This window comes from Streptosporangium amethystogenes subsp. fukuiense (assembly GCF_042665875.1).
In the GTDB taxonomy this organism is placed as follows: domain Bacteria; phylum Actinomycetota; class Actinomycetes; order Streptosporangiales; family Streptosporangiaceae; genus Streptosporangium; species Streptosporangium fukuiense.
In genome coordinates this window covers 2,874,833-2,889,262 of record NZ_JBHTEE010000001.1, presented here as the reverse complement: position 1 = coordinate 2,889,262, position 14,430 = coordinate 2,874,833, and the positions used below count along the sequence as shown (strand labels likewise).

13 protein-coding genes are annotated in these 14,430 nt (G+C 70.1%); 1 reads left to right on the top strand and 12 read right to left on the bottom strand.

The window, feature by feature from the left end:
- Positions 1–9 precede the first annotated feature (9 nt).
- From ACFQVD_RS12530 to ACFQVD_RS12490, 9 genes are all read right to left on the bottom strand, one after another.
- Positions 10–1,026 (bottom strand): DUF2804 domain-containing protein, encoded by a 1,017-nt coding sequence (locus ACFQVD_RS12530; protein ID WP_343978078.1) that lies wholly within the window; start codon positions 1,024–1,026, stop codon positions 10–12.
- The gene (locus ACFQVD_RS12525; protein ID WP_343978075.1) at positions 1,023–2,453 is read right to left on the bottom strand and encodes an NAD-dependent succinate-semialdehyde dehydrogenase; all 1,431 of its coding nucleotides are present in this window, start codon (positions 2,451–2,453) and stop codon (positions 1,023–1,025) included. The genes ACFQVD_RS12530 and ACFQVD_RS12525 overlap by 4 nt, the downstream gene beginning before the upstream one ends.
- Positions 2,450–3,130 (bottom strand): GntR family transcriptional regulator, encoded by a 681-nt coding sequence (locus ACFQVD_RS12520; RefSeq protein WP_343978072.1) that lies wholly within the window; start codon positions 3,128–3,130, stop codon positions 2,450–2,452. Before ACFQVD_RS12520 ends, ACFQVD_RS12525 begins: the two co-directional genes overlap by 4 nt.
- Positions 3,131–3,146: 16 nt before the next feature.
- Positions 3,147–4,307, bottom strand: a complete 1,161-nt coding sequence (locus ACFQVD_RS12515; protein ID WP_343978069.1) for a mandelate racemase/muconate lactonizing enzyme family protein — start codon at positions 4,305–4,307, stop codon at positions 3,147–3,149.
- A gap of 7 nt (positions 4,308–4,314) precedes the next feature.
- A complete protein-coding gene (locus tag ACFQVD_RS12510; RefSeq protein WP_343978066.1) occupies positions 4,315–5,184 on the bottom strand; it encodes a carbohydrate ABC transporter permease in 870 nt (289 codons plus the stop codon).
- On the bottom strand, positions 5,178–6,017 hold the full coding sequence (locus tag ACFQVD_RS12505; RefSeq protein WP_343978063.1) for a carbohydrate ABC transporter permease: 840 nt from the start codon (positions 6,015–6,017) through the stop codon (positions 5,178–5,180). The genes ACFQVD_RS12510 and ACFQVD_RS12505 overlap by 7 nt, the downstream gene beginning before the upstream one ends.
- 113 nt (positions 6,018–6,130) lie before the next feature.
- Positions 6,131–7,489: an ABC transporter substrate-binding protein gene (locus ACFQVD_RS12500; RefSeq protein WP_343978059.1), complete on the bottom strand. Its 1,359-nt coding sequence runs from the start codon at positions 7,487–7,489 to the stop codon at positions 6,131–6,133.
- Positions 7,490–7,548: 59 nt separating this feature from the next.
- Positions 7,549–8,679 (bottom strand): zinc-binding dehydrogenase, encoded by a 1,131-nt coding sequence (locus ACFQVD_RS12495; RefSeq protein ID WP_343978056.1) that lies wholly within the window; start codon positions 8,677–8,679, stop codon positions 7,549–7,551.
- Positions 8,680–8,889: 210 nt separating this feature from the next.
- The gene (locus ACFQVD_RS12490; RefSeq protein WP_343978053.1) at positions 8,890–10,167 is read right to left on the bottom strand and encodes a YncE family protein; all 1,278 of its coding nucleotides are present in this window, start codon (positions 10,165–10,167) and stop codon (positions 8,890–8,892) included.
- A gap of 325 nt (positions 10,168–10,492) precedes the next feature.
- Here ACFQVD_RS12490 and ACFQVD_RS12485 point away from each other — a divergent pair, with 325 nt between their 5' ends.
- Positions 10,493–10,897, top strand: coding sequence for a hypothetical protein (locus ACFQVD_RS12485; protein WP_343978050.1), 405 nt, complete (start codon positions 10,493–10,495; stop codon positions 10,895–10,897).
- A 92-nt stretch (positions 10,898–10,989) separates the two neighbouring features.
- Here ACFQVD_RS12485 and ACFQVD_RS12480 read toward each other — a convergent pair whose 3' ends face one another.
- From ACFQVD_RS12480 to ACFQVD_RS12470, 3 genes are all read right to left on the bottom strand, one after another.
- Positions 10,990–11,934, bottom strand: coding sequence for a MurR/RpiR family transcriptional regulator (locus tag ACFQVD_RS12480; protein ID WP_343978047.1), 945 nt, complete (start codon positions 11,932–11,934; stop codon positions 10,990–10,992).
- Positions 11,935–12,107: 173 nt separating this feature from the next.
- Positions 12,108–13,433 (bottom strand): ArgE/DapE family deacylase, encoded by a 1,326-nt coding sequence (locus ACFQVD_RS12475; RefSeq protein ID WP_343978044.1) that lies wholly within the window; start codon positions 13,431–13,433, stop codon positions 12,108–12,110.
- Complete coding sequence (locus ACFQVD_RS12470; protein WP_343978187.1) at positions 13,430–14,428, bottom strand: branched-chain amino acid ABC transporter permease; 999 nt, start codon at positions 14,426–14,428, stop codon at positions 13,430–13,432. The genes ACFQVD_RS12475 and ACFQVD_RS12470 overlap by 4 nt, the downstream gene beginning before the upstream one ends.
- Between the last annotated feature and the right edge of the window lie 2 nt (positions 14,429–14,430).

Sequence of the window (14,430 nt, the reverse complement as noted above, 5' to 3'; positions counted from 1 at the left end):
TCTGCTCCATTACCAGCGTCGCTGTACTTCCTCGGCCCAGCCGTACAGGTCGTCGATCCTGATCACGGTTCCGTCGTCGGCGACAACGGTGCCGCGGTAGTGACCGAAGGCCTGGTCCTCCCGGCTGCGCATGTAGCGGAGCCGGGTGACGTCGGAGGACCGGACGTACTCGGGGACGAACTCCAGGTCGACCCGCTCGCCGGTGATCTGCCAGGGGGCCATCCAGTCGGAGGTGTCATAGCGCCAGACCAGCTCCTCGCTGATCTTGTGCAGCCTTCCGTCCAGGAAGATCCCGTTCTCCACGCTGCCGGTACCGTCGGTCCACTTGCCGCCGATCTGCACGCCGATCTCGTGGCCGCCGGAGCGCCCGGACGCCGCGCCCCAGTTCCACAGCACGTTGCCGGGCCACCGGCCACGTCCGTGGTCCAGGGTGGCGAGGGTGTCCTCGGCGGTCAGCTTGATGCGGCGGCCGTTCACGACCAGCGTGCCCTCGGCGGGGCGTCCGAGATCCTTGACGGTGTACTGGAAGCGGCGGGATGACCAGGGCACGACCACGCCCAGGCTGTCACGGCCCTCGACGCGGTGCACGAGCAGGTCGGCCTCGAACTCGGGGGACCTGACCCGTAGCCGGGTTCCCACGGTCGCCTCGTCCACGGCGATCTTGACCGGGCCCTTCGCGATCCTGACGCTGCCCTCGCCGCTCCGCTCGGAGAATCCGGTGCCCTGGCTCGGTACGAGCAGGCTCCGGCTGAACACGTCCTTCTTCGTGGCGCGGTCCAGGTACCAGACGGACTCACCGGCCAGATAGTCCAGGCTGGAGGCGCTGAAGGAGAAGATGTGCTCGGGACTGGTCAGGCACCAGTAGTCCCAGCGCATCGTACGGCCCCAGCCCCGGATGTTGGACCGGTGCAGCGGGGTACGGCTCCAGCCGACCGCGTCCGGATTGAGGCGCCCATCCGGACGGCAGAGGTCGACCCGCTTGGTGATCTCACGCTCGACGATCCGGCGGGAGGTCTCCTCGGTCATCGGCCCAGTCCCACGTTGACGTACTTGTACTCCACGAAATCCTCCACTCCGTGACGGCCGCCCTCGCGGCCGTATCCACTGCCCTTGACCCCGCCGAACGGCCCCTGCGGCGGGGCGAGCGGGGCTCCGTTGACCGAGACGATGCCGAACTGAAGTTCCTCGCAGACGCGCACGACCCGGCCCAGGTCCCGCGTCCACAGGTAGGCGGCCAGGCCGTACGGCGTGGCGTTGGCCCTGGCCACCACGTCGGCGTCCTCTGCGGCGCCGAAGGTCAGGATCGGGGCGACCGGGCCGAAGGTCTCCTGCCGGCACACGAGCATGTCGTCGGTGACGCCGGTCAGAACGGTGGGCGGGTGCAGCCTTCCGGTTCCCTCCCGGCGGGTCGTCGCGAGCCGGGCGCCGTGCGTGAGCGCGTCCTCGACGTGCCGCCTGACCTTGGCGAGCGCCCGGTCGTCGATCAGCGGGCCCATCGTGACGCCGGGGTCCATGCCGTTGCCCACGGTGATCGCCTCGGCCAGCCTGACGAGCTCGTCGGTGAACTCCGCGGCGACGGACTCGTGGACGTAGATCCGGTTCGGGGAGGTGCAGGCCTGGCCGGCGTTCATGAACTTGGCCCGGGCCACGCCCGCGGCGGCGGCGGTCACGTCGGCGTCGGGGAAGACGAGCACCGGGGCATGGCCGCCCAGTTCGACGCTGAGCCGTTTGACGTCGTCGGCGCTCTGCCGGATCAGCTGCCTGCCGACGGCCGTCGAGCCGGTGAACGAGACCTTCCTGACCCGTGAGTCGGCCATGACCGTCTCGGCGAACTCCTGCGGCCGGGACGTGGTGACCAGGTTGAAGACCCCCGGTGGGAAACCGGCCTCGGTCAGGCACTCGGCGACCGCGATCGCCGACAGCGGGGTGAGTTCGGAGGGCTTGAGGACCACGGTGCACCCCGCGGCCAGTGCCGGGCCCAGCTTGCGGGTGATCATCGAGACCGGGAAGTTCCAGGGGGTGATCGCCGCGACGACGCCCACCGGTTCCGGCAGCAGCCAGATGCGGGTGTCGGTGCTGGTGGAGGGGATGGTCTCGCCGTACACGCGGCGGGTCTCCTCGGCGGACCACAGGAGGTGGTCGGCTCCCGCGACCACCTCGCCGGTCGCCTCCGCCAGCGGTTTGCCCTGCTCGGCGGTCATCACCGCGCCGATCGCCTCGGCCCGGTCGGTCAGCAGCTCGGCGGCCCGGCGCATGATCGCGGCGCGTTGGTGCGCGGGCATGGCGCGCCAGCCGGGGAGCGCGGAGGCCGCCGCGTCGACGGCCTCGGTGGTCAGCTTCCCGTCGCAGTCGGCCACTTCGGCGACGGTCTCGCCGGTCGCCGGATCGGTGACCGCGAAGCGTTCCGCCGCGTCACGCCAGCGCCCTCCGACGAGGGCCTGTCCCGTCTTCATCTCTCCTCCTCCATCACTTCGATCAGCGCGGCCAGCGCGGCCATCTCGTGGGCGTACTGCAGCTCGCTCGCGCGGCCGATGTCCCCCTCGGCGAGTGCGTCCCTTATCGCCACGTGCTCGGCGTGGGATTTCGGCAGCCGCCAGGGGACCAGCCGGAAGCCGCGCTGGGCGGTCTCCGTCTTCGACCACAGGCCCACCAGCATCCGGTGCACCAGGCGGGACTTCTCGGTGTCGCAGATCAGCGAGTGGAACCGGCGGTTCAGGCCGGCGAAGGCGGCGACGTCGCCGCTGTCGATGGCGACGACCGAGGCCTCCAGGACGGTGTCCACCTCCAGCAACCTGGCGCCGCTGAGCGGAGCCGGGTGGAGCTGGAGGGCCAGGGAGGTGAGCGCGGCGCGGATGCCGTACAGCTCCCGCACGTTGTCCACGGTGAACTCGGCGACCACCGCGCCGATGTGCGGGCGCTCGACGAGCCACTCCTCGGACACGAGCTGCTTGATGGCCTCACGTACCGGTGTGTCGCTGACGCCGACGGCCTCGGCCACCACCCTGGTGATGATCTTCGTGCCGGGCTGGGCCTGGCCCGACATGATCATTTGCTTGATGTGGTCGGCCGCGAGATCCGCCTTGGTGCGGAACGGCTTCGGCCGGCCTGACGGGGGGAACACCTCTGTCATCGCTGTTGGACACCCCTCAAACCCGTTGGACGGTCAGCGGCTCGATCGCCGCGTGGTCCAGCTCTACACCGAGACCGGGGCGGTCCGGAACGGCTACAACCCCGTTGGAATCGGGCAGCAGCGGCTCGGTGAGCATGACGTGGAAAACCTCCGGAACGATCACTGGGGGATCGTAGGGGTATTCCAGCCAGTCGCAGTTGGGCAGTGAGGCGCAGAGCTGCAGGTTGCCTGCCACCCCGAGTCCGGTGGCCCAGGCGTGCGGGACGACCCGGCGGTGCCTGGCCGCGGCCATCGCGCCGAAGTCGCGCAGGGCCGCGATGTCCTCGCTCTCGTTGGCATCCGGCTGGTAGATGGTGAAGCAGTCGTCCTCCAGCAGTCGGACGAGCTGGCCGATGCCCCGGTTGTGCTCGCCGCCGGCGATCGGGATCGGCGAGGCCGCGGTGAGCTCGCACAGCGCGCGGTAGTCGTGGCGGGGGAGCGGCTCCTCCAGCCAGGCGACGCCGAGATCGGCCAGTTCCCTGGCGGTGGTCAGGGCCCGGTCGAAGTCCCACATCATGCGGCTGCCGTCGGGCCGGTAGCGCCAGCGCGCCGCGGCCTGGTTGGCGTCCACCATGATGGCGATCTCCGGGCCCACGGCCTCGCGGACCGCGGCCACCTGGGCGACGTCCTCGGCGATCGTGTCGGCGTGGACGCGCAGTTTCACGCCGGTGAAGCCCTCCGACACCACGCGCAGTGCGTCCTCGGCCCGCTGCTCGGGGTCGCGGACCTCGCCGAAGCTGGCGTAGGCGCGGACCCGGCGGGCATGCCCGCCCCAGAGCTGGTACAGCGGGCGCCCGCAGGCCTTGCCGACGGCGTCCCAGACGGCCACGCTCACCACCCACGGGCGCGGGAAGACGTACTCGGCCACGTAGCGCAGGTGGTTGGCGATGTGGCCGGTGGCGAACAGGTCCATCCCGACCAGCCGGGGGCGGATCCATCCCCTGATGGTCTCCAGCAGCAACGGGCCGGTGGCGTGGCCCATGTCGCCGCCCGCCACGCCGACCACGCCCTCGTCGGTCTCGACCTCGACGATCACGGCGGACATGCTGCGGTGGGCGCCCTCGGGGGCCCACGACGGGGCGAAGGGGCGTGGATAGGGCAGTTCGATGAGGCGCGCCCGGACATCTCTGATCCTCATTGCCGCCTCATCCCTTGGTCGCGCCATCGGCGAGACCCTTGATCAGATACTTCTGCACGGCCAGCGCGAAGATCACCACAGGCAGTACGGTGAGCGTGCCCACGGCGGCCAGCGGGCCCCAGAGCCCGCCCTTCTCGGTGTCGGCCGCGATCCCGGCGATGGCCACCGGGATGGTGACGGCCTTGTCGTTGGTGAGGATCAGGGCGAACAGCAACTCCTCCCAGGCCAGGATGATGCAGAAGATCAACGTGGAGACCATGCCGGTCAGGCTGCACGGCACGATGATCCGGAAGAACGCCCCGATCCGGGAGCAGCCGTCGATCATCGCGGCCTCCTCCAGCTCCTTGGGCAGGCTCTTGAAGAACGCGCGCATCAGCCAGACGACGTACGGAACCAGGAAGGTCACGTAGGCGAGGATCACGGTGATGTACTGGTCGGTCAGCCCCAGCTTGCGGGCCACCAGGAACATCGGCACGACCAGCGCGATCGGCGGTACCGCGCGCGAGGCCAGGATGAGGCCGCCCATGACACCCGCGCCGCGCATCCTCATCCTGGACAGCGCGTAGCCGGCCATCGAGCCGGCGACCATCGAGATGATCGCCGCCCCCACCGCCACGATGATCGTGTTGATCATGCGGGGCAGGATGCGGGCCTGATGGAAGTAGCTGACGTAGTTGTCGAAGGTGATCTCGCTGATCCACTTCGGCGGGATGGTGAAGATGTCCTTGGGCAGCTTGAAGGAGATGCTGATCATGAAGATCACGGGGTACAGGAAGGCCAGCGTGACCAGGATCGCGGCCGTGATCGTCGCGATCCGTCCCAGGCGGGCCCGGCCGGCCTGCCGGTTTCCGGGTGCCGGGGCGGCGGTGCTCACCATCGGTTCTCCAGACGACGGCTGATGCTGAACAGGAAGTAGGTGAGAACGACGGTGATGATCAGCACTATCGTCGCCATCGAGGAGGCCGAGCCGAACTCCAGGCTGCGGAAGCCCTTCTCGTAGATGTAGAGGTTCACCACGTTGGTGGCGTTACCCGGGCCGCCCCTGGTCGCGGCGAGCGCGATGTCGAACATCTTCACCGCACCGAGCCACCGGACCACGAAGGCCGCGGCCATCACCGGCACCAGCAGCGGCAGCGTGATACGCCACAACGTCTGCCAGCGGCCGGCGCCGTCGGACTTGGCCGCCTCGTACACGTCACCCGGCAGGGCCATGATCCCGGCCGCGGCGATGAGGACCACGAACGGCGTCCACCGCCAGGTGTCGATCAGGATCACGCTGACCATGGCGAGGGTCGGGTCGCCGATCCACTCCACCGGGCCGATGCCGACCAGGCCGAGCGTGTAGTTGACCACGCCCCAGAGCGGGTCGAGCAGCATCCGCCAGACACCGCCGGCCACGACCGGGGCGACCACCATGGGGATGAGGAACAGCGCGCGCAGCACGCCGCGGCCCCGCCACTCCACGTTGAGCAGGAAGGCGATGGCGAACCCGAGGATCATCTGCAGCGGCAGCGCGATCACCAGGTAGATGCCGGTGACCTTGAGCGACTCCAGGAAACCCGGGTCCCTCAGCACCATCTCGTAGTTCTTCCAGCCCACCCAGCCGACGGGTTCGAAGAGCGCCAGGTCGAAGTCGGAGAAGCTCACCCAGAGCGTGTAGAAGATCGGATAGAGCAGCATGCCCGCCAGCAGGACGAGCGCCGGGGTCATGAACAACCACGCGGTACCTGGCTCGCCGAGCCGGAACCGCCGGGCGGCCCTGGGGCCGGACCCCCGGGCAGGGGCCTTGCCGGCCCCTGCCCGGTGTGTGCGAGTGGAGACACTCACTGCGGGTAACCCTTGGACTTCAGCAGCTCGGTGATCTCCTTGGCCGCCTCGTCGACGGCCTGCTCGGCGGTCGCCTGACCGGACATCGCCCGGCTCGTCTGCAGGGCGAGGATCTGCTGGACCGCGTCGGCCTCGGGGAGCCGCGGCCGCCACATCTTGTTCTTCTCCACCGCGGCGTAACCGGCCTTCAGCGCCTCGTAGACCGGGGCGGCCCACTCGGCCGCCGGAGTGCCGTTCAGCGTGGAGTTACGCGCCGGAAACGTTCCCAGCGCGCTTCCGGCGAACTGCTCGCCCTCCTTGGAGGTGATCCACTGCAGCCAGGTCCACGCGGCGGCCGGGTGCCGCGTCTTCTTGGCGATGCCCGCCGACCACACGCCGCGATGCGCGCCCGGACCGGCCGAACCCGCCGGGAGGGTGGTGAGGCCGACGTCCTCCGGCTTCAGCGTGGTGGACGTCTCGTCCACGGCCGTGCCCTTGTAGACGCTGCCCCACATGAGCATGGTGGCGGTCCGGCCCTGGCGGAAGGCCTCGAGCGGCTCGTTGAACTGGTAGGTGCTCGCTCCCGGCGGGGCGTACTTCAGCAGGTCGACATGGGTCTGCAGGGCCTTCACCCCGGCCTCGTTGTTGAACGCGACCTTGAGGTCGTCGTCCAGCAGCGCCACGCCGTTGGAGTTCAGGACGGTCTGCCAGACGGTCGGGGTGAGCGGGTCCTTGGTGAAGTAGGTGCCGATCGCCCAGGCGTCGACCTTGCCGTCGCCGTCGGTGTCCTGGACCAGCTTCTTGGCGTCGGCGAAGTACTGTTCCCACGTCGTCTCCGCCGTGGGTTCCTGGACGCCGGCCTTCTTGTACAGCTTCTTGTTGTAGAACATCAGCAGCAGGTTGGAGCGGACCGGGACGGTGTACTGCTTGCCGTCCCACTGACCCGCGGCGAGCGGGGTGGGGTTGAAGTCGGCCCAGTCGTAGCCCGCGTCGGTCCACTTGCTCACGTCGGCCTTGAGGTCCATCAGGCCGCCGGTCTTGGCCAGCTGGGGGATCCACGAGTCGTCGCCGAGCACCACGTCGTAGGTCGGGGTGGGCCCGGTCAGCTCCAGCATGGTCTTGGGGAGCTGGTCGTTGTACGGCACGCCGTCCACGGAGACCTTGATATTGGGGTACTTCTTGTTGAACTCGGGGACCAGCTGGTCCTGCCACTGCTTGGCGAAGGCGTCGTTGGCGATGACCCTGATGGACACGGGGTTCTCCGCCGTGCCGAGTCCGCCGCCGTCGGCGGAGACCTCGGACGCCGTCGAGCCGCACGCTGTGATGGTCAGGCCGAGCGCGGCTGCTGCTGCGGTCAACCGGAGGGAACGGCGCATGGCCGGTCCTCCTCTCGGGGGTTGTACAGGATGGGGAAAGGGGTGTTGCGGAGAAGAGGTCAGAGGGCGGGGTCGATCGCGAGCTTGACGATGTCCCGGCCGTCAAGGGGGGAGCCGTCGCCGAGGGCGGCGAGGGCCTCGCCCACCCGTCCCAGCGGCACCCGGTGGCTGACCACACGGTCGTACGGCCGGCCGCCGCGTTCCAGGATGAGCAGCGCCTGGTGGTAGTGACGCAGCATGTCGGGGCCCGCGCCGTAGACACCGGCGATGGTGATGTCCCGTTTCAGCAGGTCGCTGAAGGGATTGAAGGGGATCGTCCCCCGATCGGTGAAGTTGCCCAGCTCGGCGAGCACGCCACCGTCGGCCACCAGGCCGATGGCCTCCATGAAGGCGGCCGGCGAGCCGCTGGCGCCTATCACGCAGTCGGCTCCCGGCGCGCCGAGCACGTCGAACACCGCACTGCGGCGCTCGGCCACGCCGGTCAGTTCCTGGATGCTCACCGTCGCGTCCGCCCCGAGCGCCGCCGCCAGTTCCAGCCGCGCGTCCGGAGCACCCACCGCGACGACCCGGTGCGCTCCCGCCGCGCGGGCCGCGACCACGGCCATCAGCCCGATCGCGCCCACTCCCTGGACGACCACGGTGGAGCCGACGCCGACCGAGCCCCGGGTGATCCCGTGCAGCGCCACCGACATCGGCTCCTGCAGGACCGCCACCTCGGCGGGCAGGGTCGTCCGATAGAACACCGTGCCCGCGTTGGCGGCGTGCAGGTAGTCGGCGAATCCGCCCGTCAGATGCGGTGGGGTCGTCACCGGTGAGGTGAACCCGTAGGACGGGCGCCGGTCAGGACAGCCGGCGGGACGGTGCCGCACCTGGCACTGGTAGCAGCGCCCGCAGCTCAGTGCGGGGAAGACGCCGACACGGTCGCCCACGGCCACGGGCTGCCCGCTGTGATCGGCGTTCACCCCCTCACCGAGAGCGGCCAGGGTGCCGACGATCTCGTGCCCCAGCAGGGCGGGAAAGGTGATCCTGTCAAGGCGTCCCCGGTAGATGTGCGCGTCGGTGCCGCAGACGCCGCACAGTTCCAGCTTGACGACGAACTCACCCGGACCGGGGTCGGGGACGGGGTAGGACCGGACCTCCACCGGCCCTGCGGCGTCCATGACGACTGCTGCTCGCGCCGCTGCCCTCATCCATCCCCTCCATATTCTGGATTCTATAGAATATGGAGGGAACCATAGGAGGCTTCCACAAGAGGGGTCAATAGCCGGATTGCATCTGTTACCAGGACGTTTCATGCTTTGGTCGCCCAGGTGTCCGGTTTGCCGCTGGTCCGCCCCCGGTACGGCACCCCTCACCACCCGCGCCGGAGCGGACCGCCGACGACCGGCGTGACGTAGGTGTCAGCGGAAGATCCCGGTGTGGCCGAGTGAGTAGCGTCCGGGCTGGGGGTAGATGGACAGGCCGTGCGGGCCGGCGCCGACATCGATCTTGCGGATGAGGCCGCCGTTCTCGGTGTCGAACACGTAGACCACCCCGTCATAGCGCCCGGACAGCCACAGACGGCGGCCGTCGGCCGACACGCCGCCCATGTCCGGTGAGCCGCCGCCGGGAATGTGCCAGGTGTCGATCGGGAGGCGAAGGGCGAAGGAGACGACCGAGACCGACCCGGCGCCCCGGTTGGAGACGTACAGCACCTTCGAGTCCCGGCTGACGTAGAGGCCGTGGGCGCCCGCGCCGGTTTTGATGAAACCCGTGACCCGGAAATCTGCGGCGTCGACGAGCCACACGCCGTCCTTGGCCATGTCGGCGACATAGAAGACGGTGCCGTCCGGGGAGAGCTTCACATCCTGCGGCATGTTGGGGTACGGCATGTGGCCGTGTCGCATGGCGTCGTGCGCCATGTCGTGTTCCATCTGGTACGACGCGTTGTCGCCCTGCGGGGTCACGCGCCGGATGCCCCTGCGTCGTGTGGTGCCGTCCGCCAGGTCGATGACGGCGCGGACCCTACGGGCGGCTGTGTCGATGACCACCAGCTGACCGGAGAACTCGCAGCTGCCGAGGAGGAGGCCGCCGTCGGCGGTGAAGTCCGCGTGGTTGATCCCCCGGCAGGGCATGTGCAGCGAGTGCCGGAGCCGCATGGTGCGCGGGTTGAGGAAGTCGAGCCGGTTCTCCCGCTCGGCCATCACCAGGGCGGTGCGGCCGTCCGGGGTGAAGTACAGGTTGTAGGGGTCGTCGACGAGCACCGGCTTGCCCGCCCTACCGGTCATGGGGTCGATCGGTGTCAGGGAGTTGCCGTCGTTGTTGTTGACCCAGAGCGTCTTCAGATCCCACGAGGGGACGACGTGCTGCGGTCGCCGGCCCACCGCGAAGGTGCGGAGCACCCGGTAGGTACGTGGGTCGATCACGCTGACGGTGTCGCTCTCGCTGTTGGGCACGTAGACCCGCTCGGGAAACCTCGCCACGACCGGGCTGAGCATACCGGGCCGGTCATGGGCGTAGACGTCCACCGGCGTGGCCGATCGGGTGGCCGAGGCGCTCGCCGCACTGCCCGGCGAGGTGGCGGCGGGCGTCCCGCCGGCGGCCCCGGCGTGGTGAGGCAAGCCTGGCGCCGGCGCCGGGCGCCCGCCCGCGCAGGCGGACAGGACGCACGACACCAACCCGATCAGGGGAATGGTCACACCGGGCCTTCGCCGCCCACTTCTCAGCCGCCGCATGACCCGCCCCTTCGATCCGACGCCGACTCTTCGTCGACTATGGAAACGTTAGGAGCGGGTAGGTCGGCAGACGTTCAACCCGTGGTTAGCGTGGTGTTCGCTTTCTTCCGCGACTTGCCCCGGTGACGACGGGCCTTTCTCTAGCCCACGGAGCATGAGATCACCGTCTGTGGCACGTTCAGCACCGTGCCGAGGTCTCCCCGGTGCCTTTCGGACAGGAATCCCGGATTTCCGGACCTCTGCGACGGCCTTGCTTGGTATCCGGCCGGTACGGCGGCACGGTGGAGGCATGACTCAGACAGCAACCGTCACCCGCCGCTGGCGCAGGTTCGCCTGGCACTACGTCGAGATGGTCATCGCGATGTTCGCCGGCATGTTCGCCCTGGGCATGCTCCTGTCCGCCGTCGGGCTCGGCTTCTCCCACGAGCGGCAGCCCGAACTCGCCTACCTGTTGATGGCGTTCGACATGTCCGTCGGCATGGTGATCTGGATGCGCTACCGGGGCCACGGCTGGGCGGCCACCCTGGAGATGTGCGCCGCCATGTTCGTCCCCGTCGTGCCGCTCTTCCCGCTGCTCTGGCTGGGTCTCGTCGACGGCGGGGCGGTGATGACGCTCGCCCACGTGGCGATGTTCCCGCTGATGCTGGCCGCGATGCTCTGGCGCCGCGACGAGTACGCCGGTTGTGCGGCCTGACGGCCGAGCCTCCGCGGGCATCGGGCCGTGACCCGTACAGCGTTGGCGCACGGTGGCGGCCAACGCTGTACGGGTCACCGTCGGAAATACCGTCAGGAGTGGTCTTCCGCGGCGGCCCGGGTCCCGCGGGGCGGCTCGGCGCCGGTGCCGGGACCGGTCGGGGTGAGCGGTCCGTCGTCCTCGCGCAGCACGTCGTCGGCCATCTGGTCGTACTCGGCCACCCGGCTCCTGCCCGCCTCGCCGAGCTGCTCCACCACCGCGGCGACCAGCGTTTCGAGCAGCGCGACCGCCGGGGTCAGCGAGTCGAACGGTGAGGGCGAGCGGACCTGGGCGGGCAGCACGACGTCCGCCACCGTGGCGGCGGGCGACAGCCACGGGTCGGTCAGCAGCACGATCTTCACGTTGCGCGCCGCGGCGGCGCGGGCGAAGGCGATCGTCTCGCGCTGGTAGCGCCGGTAGTCGAAGAGCACCAGCACGTCGCGGCGGCCCATGTCGAGCAGGTGGGCGGCGTGGTCGGCGGTGGACCCGGCGATGTACGTCGCGTTGGGGCGCAACTGGTGCAGGTGGGCGATGAGGTACTGGGCCAGGATGGTGCTGAACCGGCCACCGGCCGCCGAGATGCGGCGGCCGGGGTCGGCCAGCAGTTCCGCGGCCTTGACCAGCTCCCCCTCGGGAAGCTGGTCGAAGGTCATGGCGGTGGCGTCCAGCAGCACCCGGCGGGACCGGCTCAGCACCCTGCCGGTGTCCTCCTCGGCACTGCCGTACTGGGCCAGGGGAGAGGAGTAGCGCTGCTGGGTCTCGCGTTTGAGCGCCTGCTGCAACTCCGGGTAGCCCTCGAAGCCCAGCCGGTAGGCCAGCCGCAGCACGGTGGCCGGGCTGGTCTGGGCCTGGCTCGCGACGGTGGCCAGCGGCTCCAGACCGGCGGTCGGGTAGCCCGCGAGCAGGGTGCGGGCGACCCGCTGCTCCGCACGGGGCAGCTTGGGCAGCACGTCGCGGAGCTGGGCCGCGACGGTGCGCGGCTCAGGGGTGCCGAGCATGTTGCCTCCTCATGGGCGGCCGCCGGATCGTGCGGCGCGTCGCAAGGAAGGGATCATGCCACGAACCGTATGAAAAGAGAACGTCGTGCTCGGATCGAGCACCGCTCACCCGTCGCTCGCGCCCCATCGCCCACCGCCCGCCGGTGGTTCCCAGCCTCGCGGCCGTCCGGCGCTCACCGCTCGCCCGCGAGCCCGCACCAGTCGATCGCGGTCAGCGCGTAGGTCTTCGCCGACTGCACCAGCTGGGCGATCTCCACGTACTCGTTCTCCGCGTGCGCGGTGTAGCCGACGCCCGGGCCGTACACCAGGCCGCCGATGCCCTTGCGGTCCATCCAGGTCAGGTCGCACACGCCCATGAAGCCGGTCGTCAGCGGCGGCTGCCCGCCGGTCGCCGTGGTGTGCGCGCCGACCAGCGTCGCGCTCAGCGGGGCGTCGTCGGGCAGCGAGTAGGGCGGCCAGAGCAGCTTCCACTCGAACACCGGCGGGTGCTCGCGCAGCCACGGGTCGGTGCGGCAGGCGTCCATGACCCGGGACTCGATCTCGGCCATGACCTCCTCGTTGGACCGGTCGGGGTGGTGGTAGACGCAGTACTCCACGACCAGCTCGTCGGCGAGGAAGAAGGGCACCAGGATGCCCGAGGGGTTGGCCCGCAGCACGCCGGGCAGCAGGTTGAAGTAGCCGGGCGGGAAGAGCGGGTGCCGGTTGTGCCGGGCCCAGTCGTCCTCCAGCGCGCGCAGCGCCTGGTAGACCACCCAGAACTTGTCGACGGTGTTGACGCCGAGCGCGTCGCCCTCCAGGGTCGGGTGCACGGTCATGCCCCGCAGCCCGGAGTGCGCGGTCTTGCCCTCCAGGGAGACGCTGAACCAGAGCAGGCCCGGCGTCACCGGCACCGACGCCGGCAGGGTGCCCGCCTGCCCGGACGGCTCGCAGACGATGGCCGCGTCCGCGCCGAACCCGGCCTCCAGCACCGCGGTGGTGCCGGCCTCGTGGTCGCCGACCTCCTCGCCGACGACGCCCTGCAGGACCAGGTCACCGGCCAGGCGCACGCCGGCCCCGCGCAGCGCGAGGGCCGCGTAGGCCGCGGCGACCAGGCCGCCCTTCATGTCCGTCGCGCCGCGCCCGATCACCGCGTCGTCGGTGACCTGGGCACGGAACGGGTCGCCGCGCCACCGGTCGAGGCGACCCGGCGGTACGACGTCGACGTGCCCGTTGAGCAGCAGCGACCGGCCGCCGCCCGCGCCGGACACGACGCCGCAGGCGTTGTCGCGGCCCCGCTCCACGGTGACCTTGGTGACCTCGGCCCCGGCCTCGGCGTACAGGTCGCCGAGCAGCGCGCTGACGTCGCCCTCCGCCCCGACGATCTTGTCGTACTCCTGGCCGGGGTAGCGCGGGTTCACGCTGGGGATGGCGATCGCGTCGGCCAGGCTGGAGACCATCCGCTCGGCGAGCAGGTCGACCTGCTCCAGCACCCGGCGGGTCACGTCGTGTTCGGCGGTCATGCGGTCTCCTTCGAGGTGGTGGGAAGTGGCTCCGGAGCGGGGTCGCGGGGCCGCCGGAGCGAGGTGAGGACGGAGTTCGTGATGCCGGCCAGGCCCTTGGGGGCGATCCAGAGCACCACGAGGATCAGCATGGCGATCACCATGTCGCGCCAGGCCCCGGCGTCCTGCAGCACGTCGGAGACCAGGGTGACGACCACGGCGCCGACGATCGGCCCGTAGACGCTGCCGCTGCCGCCCAGGAAGATCATGCTGAGCAGCAGGGTCAGGTAGCCGAAGCCGAAGACGTCGGTGCTGACCACGCCGTTGAGGAAGGCGTTGAAGCTGCCGGCCACCCCGGCCACGGCCGCGCCGATCATGAAGACGATCAGGTGCTGGCGCACCCTGGAGACGCCCCGGCTGGTGGCCAGCGCCTCGTTGTCGCGCAGTGCCAGCAGCGACATGCCCAGGGTCGAGCGGGTCAGCACCCGTACCAGCACGGTGACCGCGAACAGCAGCGCGGCACCGAGGAAGTAGTAGCCGATCCGGCCGTCGGCCCGCAGGTTGACGTCGCCCAGGCTGAGGCGGGGGATGCCGACGATGCCGTTGGATCCGCCGGTCAGGCCCGCCTGCCCGAGCACCAGGTAGATGCAGAGCTGGGAGAAGACGTACGTGGCCAGGCCCACGTAGATGCCGCGCAGCCGCAGTACCGGCAGGAACGCCACCAGCGAGGCCAGCAGGGCCGACAACCCCGAGATCGGCAGGGCCAGCCACGGGTCGATGCCGGTGCGGGTGGCCAGGATGCCCGTGGTGTAGGCGCCGATGCCGAAGAACCCGATCTGGGCGAAGTTGAAGATGCCGGCGAAACCGAGGGTGAGGTTCCAGCTCATGGCGAGCACGCCGTACATCGTGAAGAGGATCAGCAGCAGCCGGGCGTGCGGGTCGGTGAAGACCAGTGGCAGGACCACCAGGACCGTCGCGTAGACCGGCCAGCCGACCCAGGAGCGCAGGTTGGTCATGA

What these genes read in the sequence shown, in the direction of transcription:
- ACFQVD_RS12515 (WP_343978069.1), bottom strand. Translation starts at nt 4,307, where the DNA reads ATGAGGATCAGAGATGTCCGGGCGCGCCTCATCGAACTGCCCTATCCA.
- ACFQVD_RS12485 (WP_343978050.1), top strand. Translation starts at nt 10,493, where the DNA reads ATGACTCAGACAGCAACCGTCACCCGCCGCTGGCGCAGGTTCGCCTGG.
- ACFQVD_RS12525 (WP_343978075.1), bottom strand. Translation starts at nt 2,453, where the DNA reads ATGAAGACGGGACAGGCCCTCGTCGGAGGGCGCTGGCGTGACGCGGCG.
- ACFQVD_RS12505 (WP_343978063.1), bottom strand. Translation starts at nt 6,017, where the DNA reads ATGACCCCGGCGCTCGTCCTGCTGGCGGGCATGCTGCTCTATCCGATC.
- ACFQVD_RS12470 (WP_343978187.1), bottom strand. Translation starts at nt 14,428, where the DNA reads ATGACCAACCTGCGCTCCTGGGTCGGCTGGCCGGTCTACGCGACGGTC.
- ACFQVD_RS12495 (WP_343978056.1), bottom strand. Translation starts at nt 8,679, where the DNA reads ATGAGGGCAGCGGCGCGAGCAGCAGTCGTCATGGACGCCGCAGGGCCG.
- ACFQVD_RS12475 (WP_343978044.1), bottom strand. Translation starts at nt 13,433, where the DNA reads ATGACCGCCGAACACGACGTGACCCGCCGGGTGCTGGAGCAGGTCGAC.
- ACFQVD_RS12500 (WP_343978059.1), bottom strand. Translation starts at nt 7,489, where the DNA reads ATGCGCCGTTCCCTCCGGTTGACCGCAGCAGCAGCCGCGCTCGGCCTG.
- ACFQVD_RS12530 (WP_343978078.1), bottom strand. Translation starts at nt 1,026, where the DNA reads ATGACCGAGGAGACCTCCCGCCGGATCGTCGAGCGTGAGATCACCAAG.
- ACFQVD_RS12480 (WP_343978047.1), bottom strand. Translation starts at nt 11,934, where the DNA reads ATGCTCGGCACCCCTGAGCCGCGCACCGTCGCGGCCCAGCTCCGCGAC.
- ACFQVD_RS12510 (WP_343978066.1), bottom strand. Translation starts at nt 5,184, where the DNA reads ATGGTGAGCACCGCCGCCCCGGCACCCGGAAACCGGCAGGCCGGCCGG.
- ACFQVD_RS12520 (WP_343978072.1), bottom strand. Translation starts at nt 3,130, where the DNA reads ATGACAGAGGTGTTCCCCCCGTCAGGCCGGCCGAAGCCGTTCCGCACC.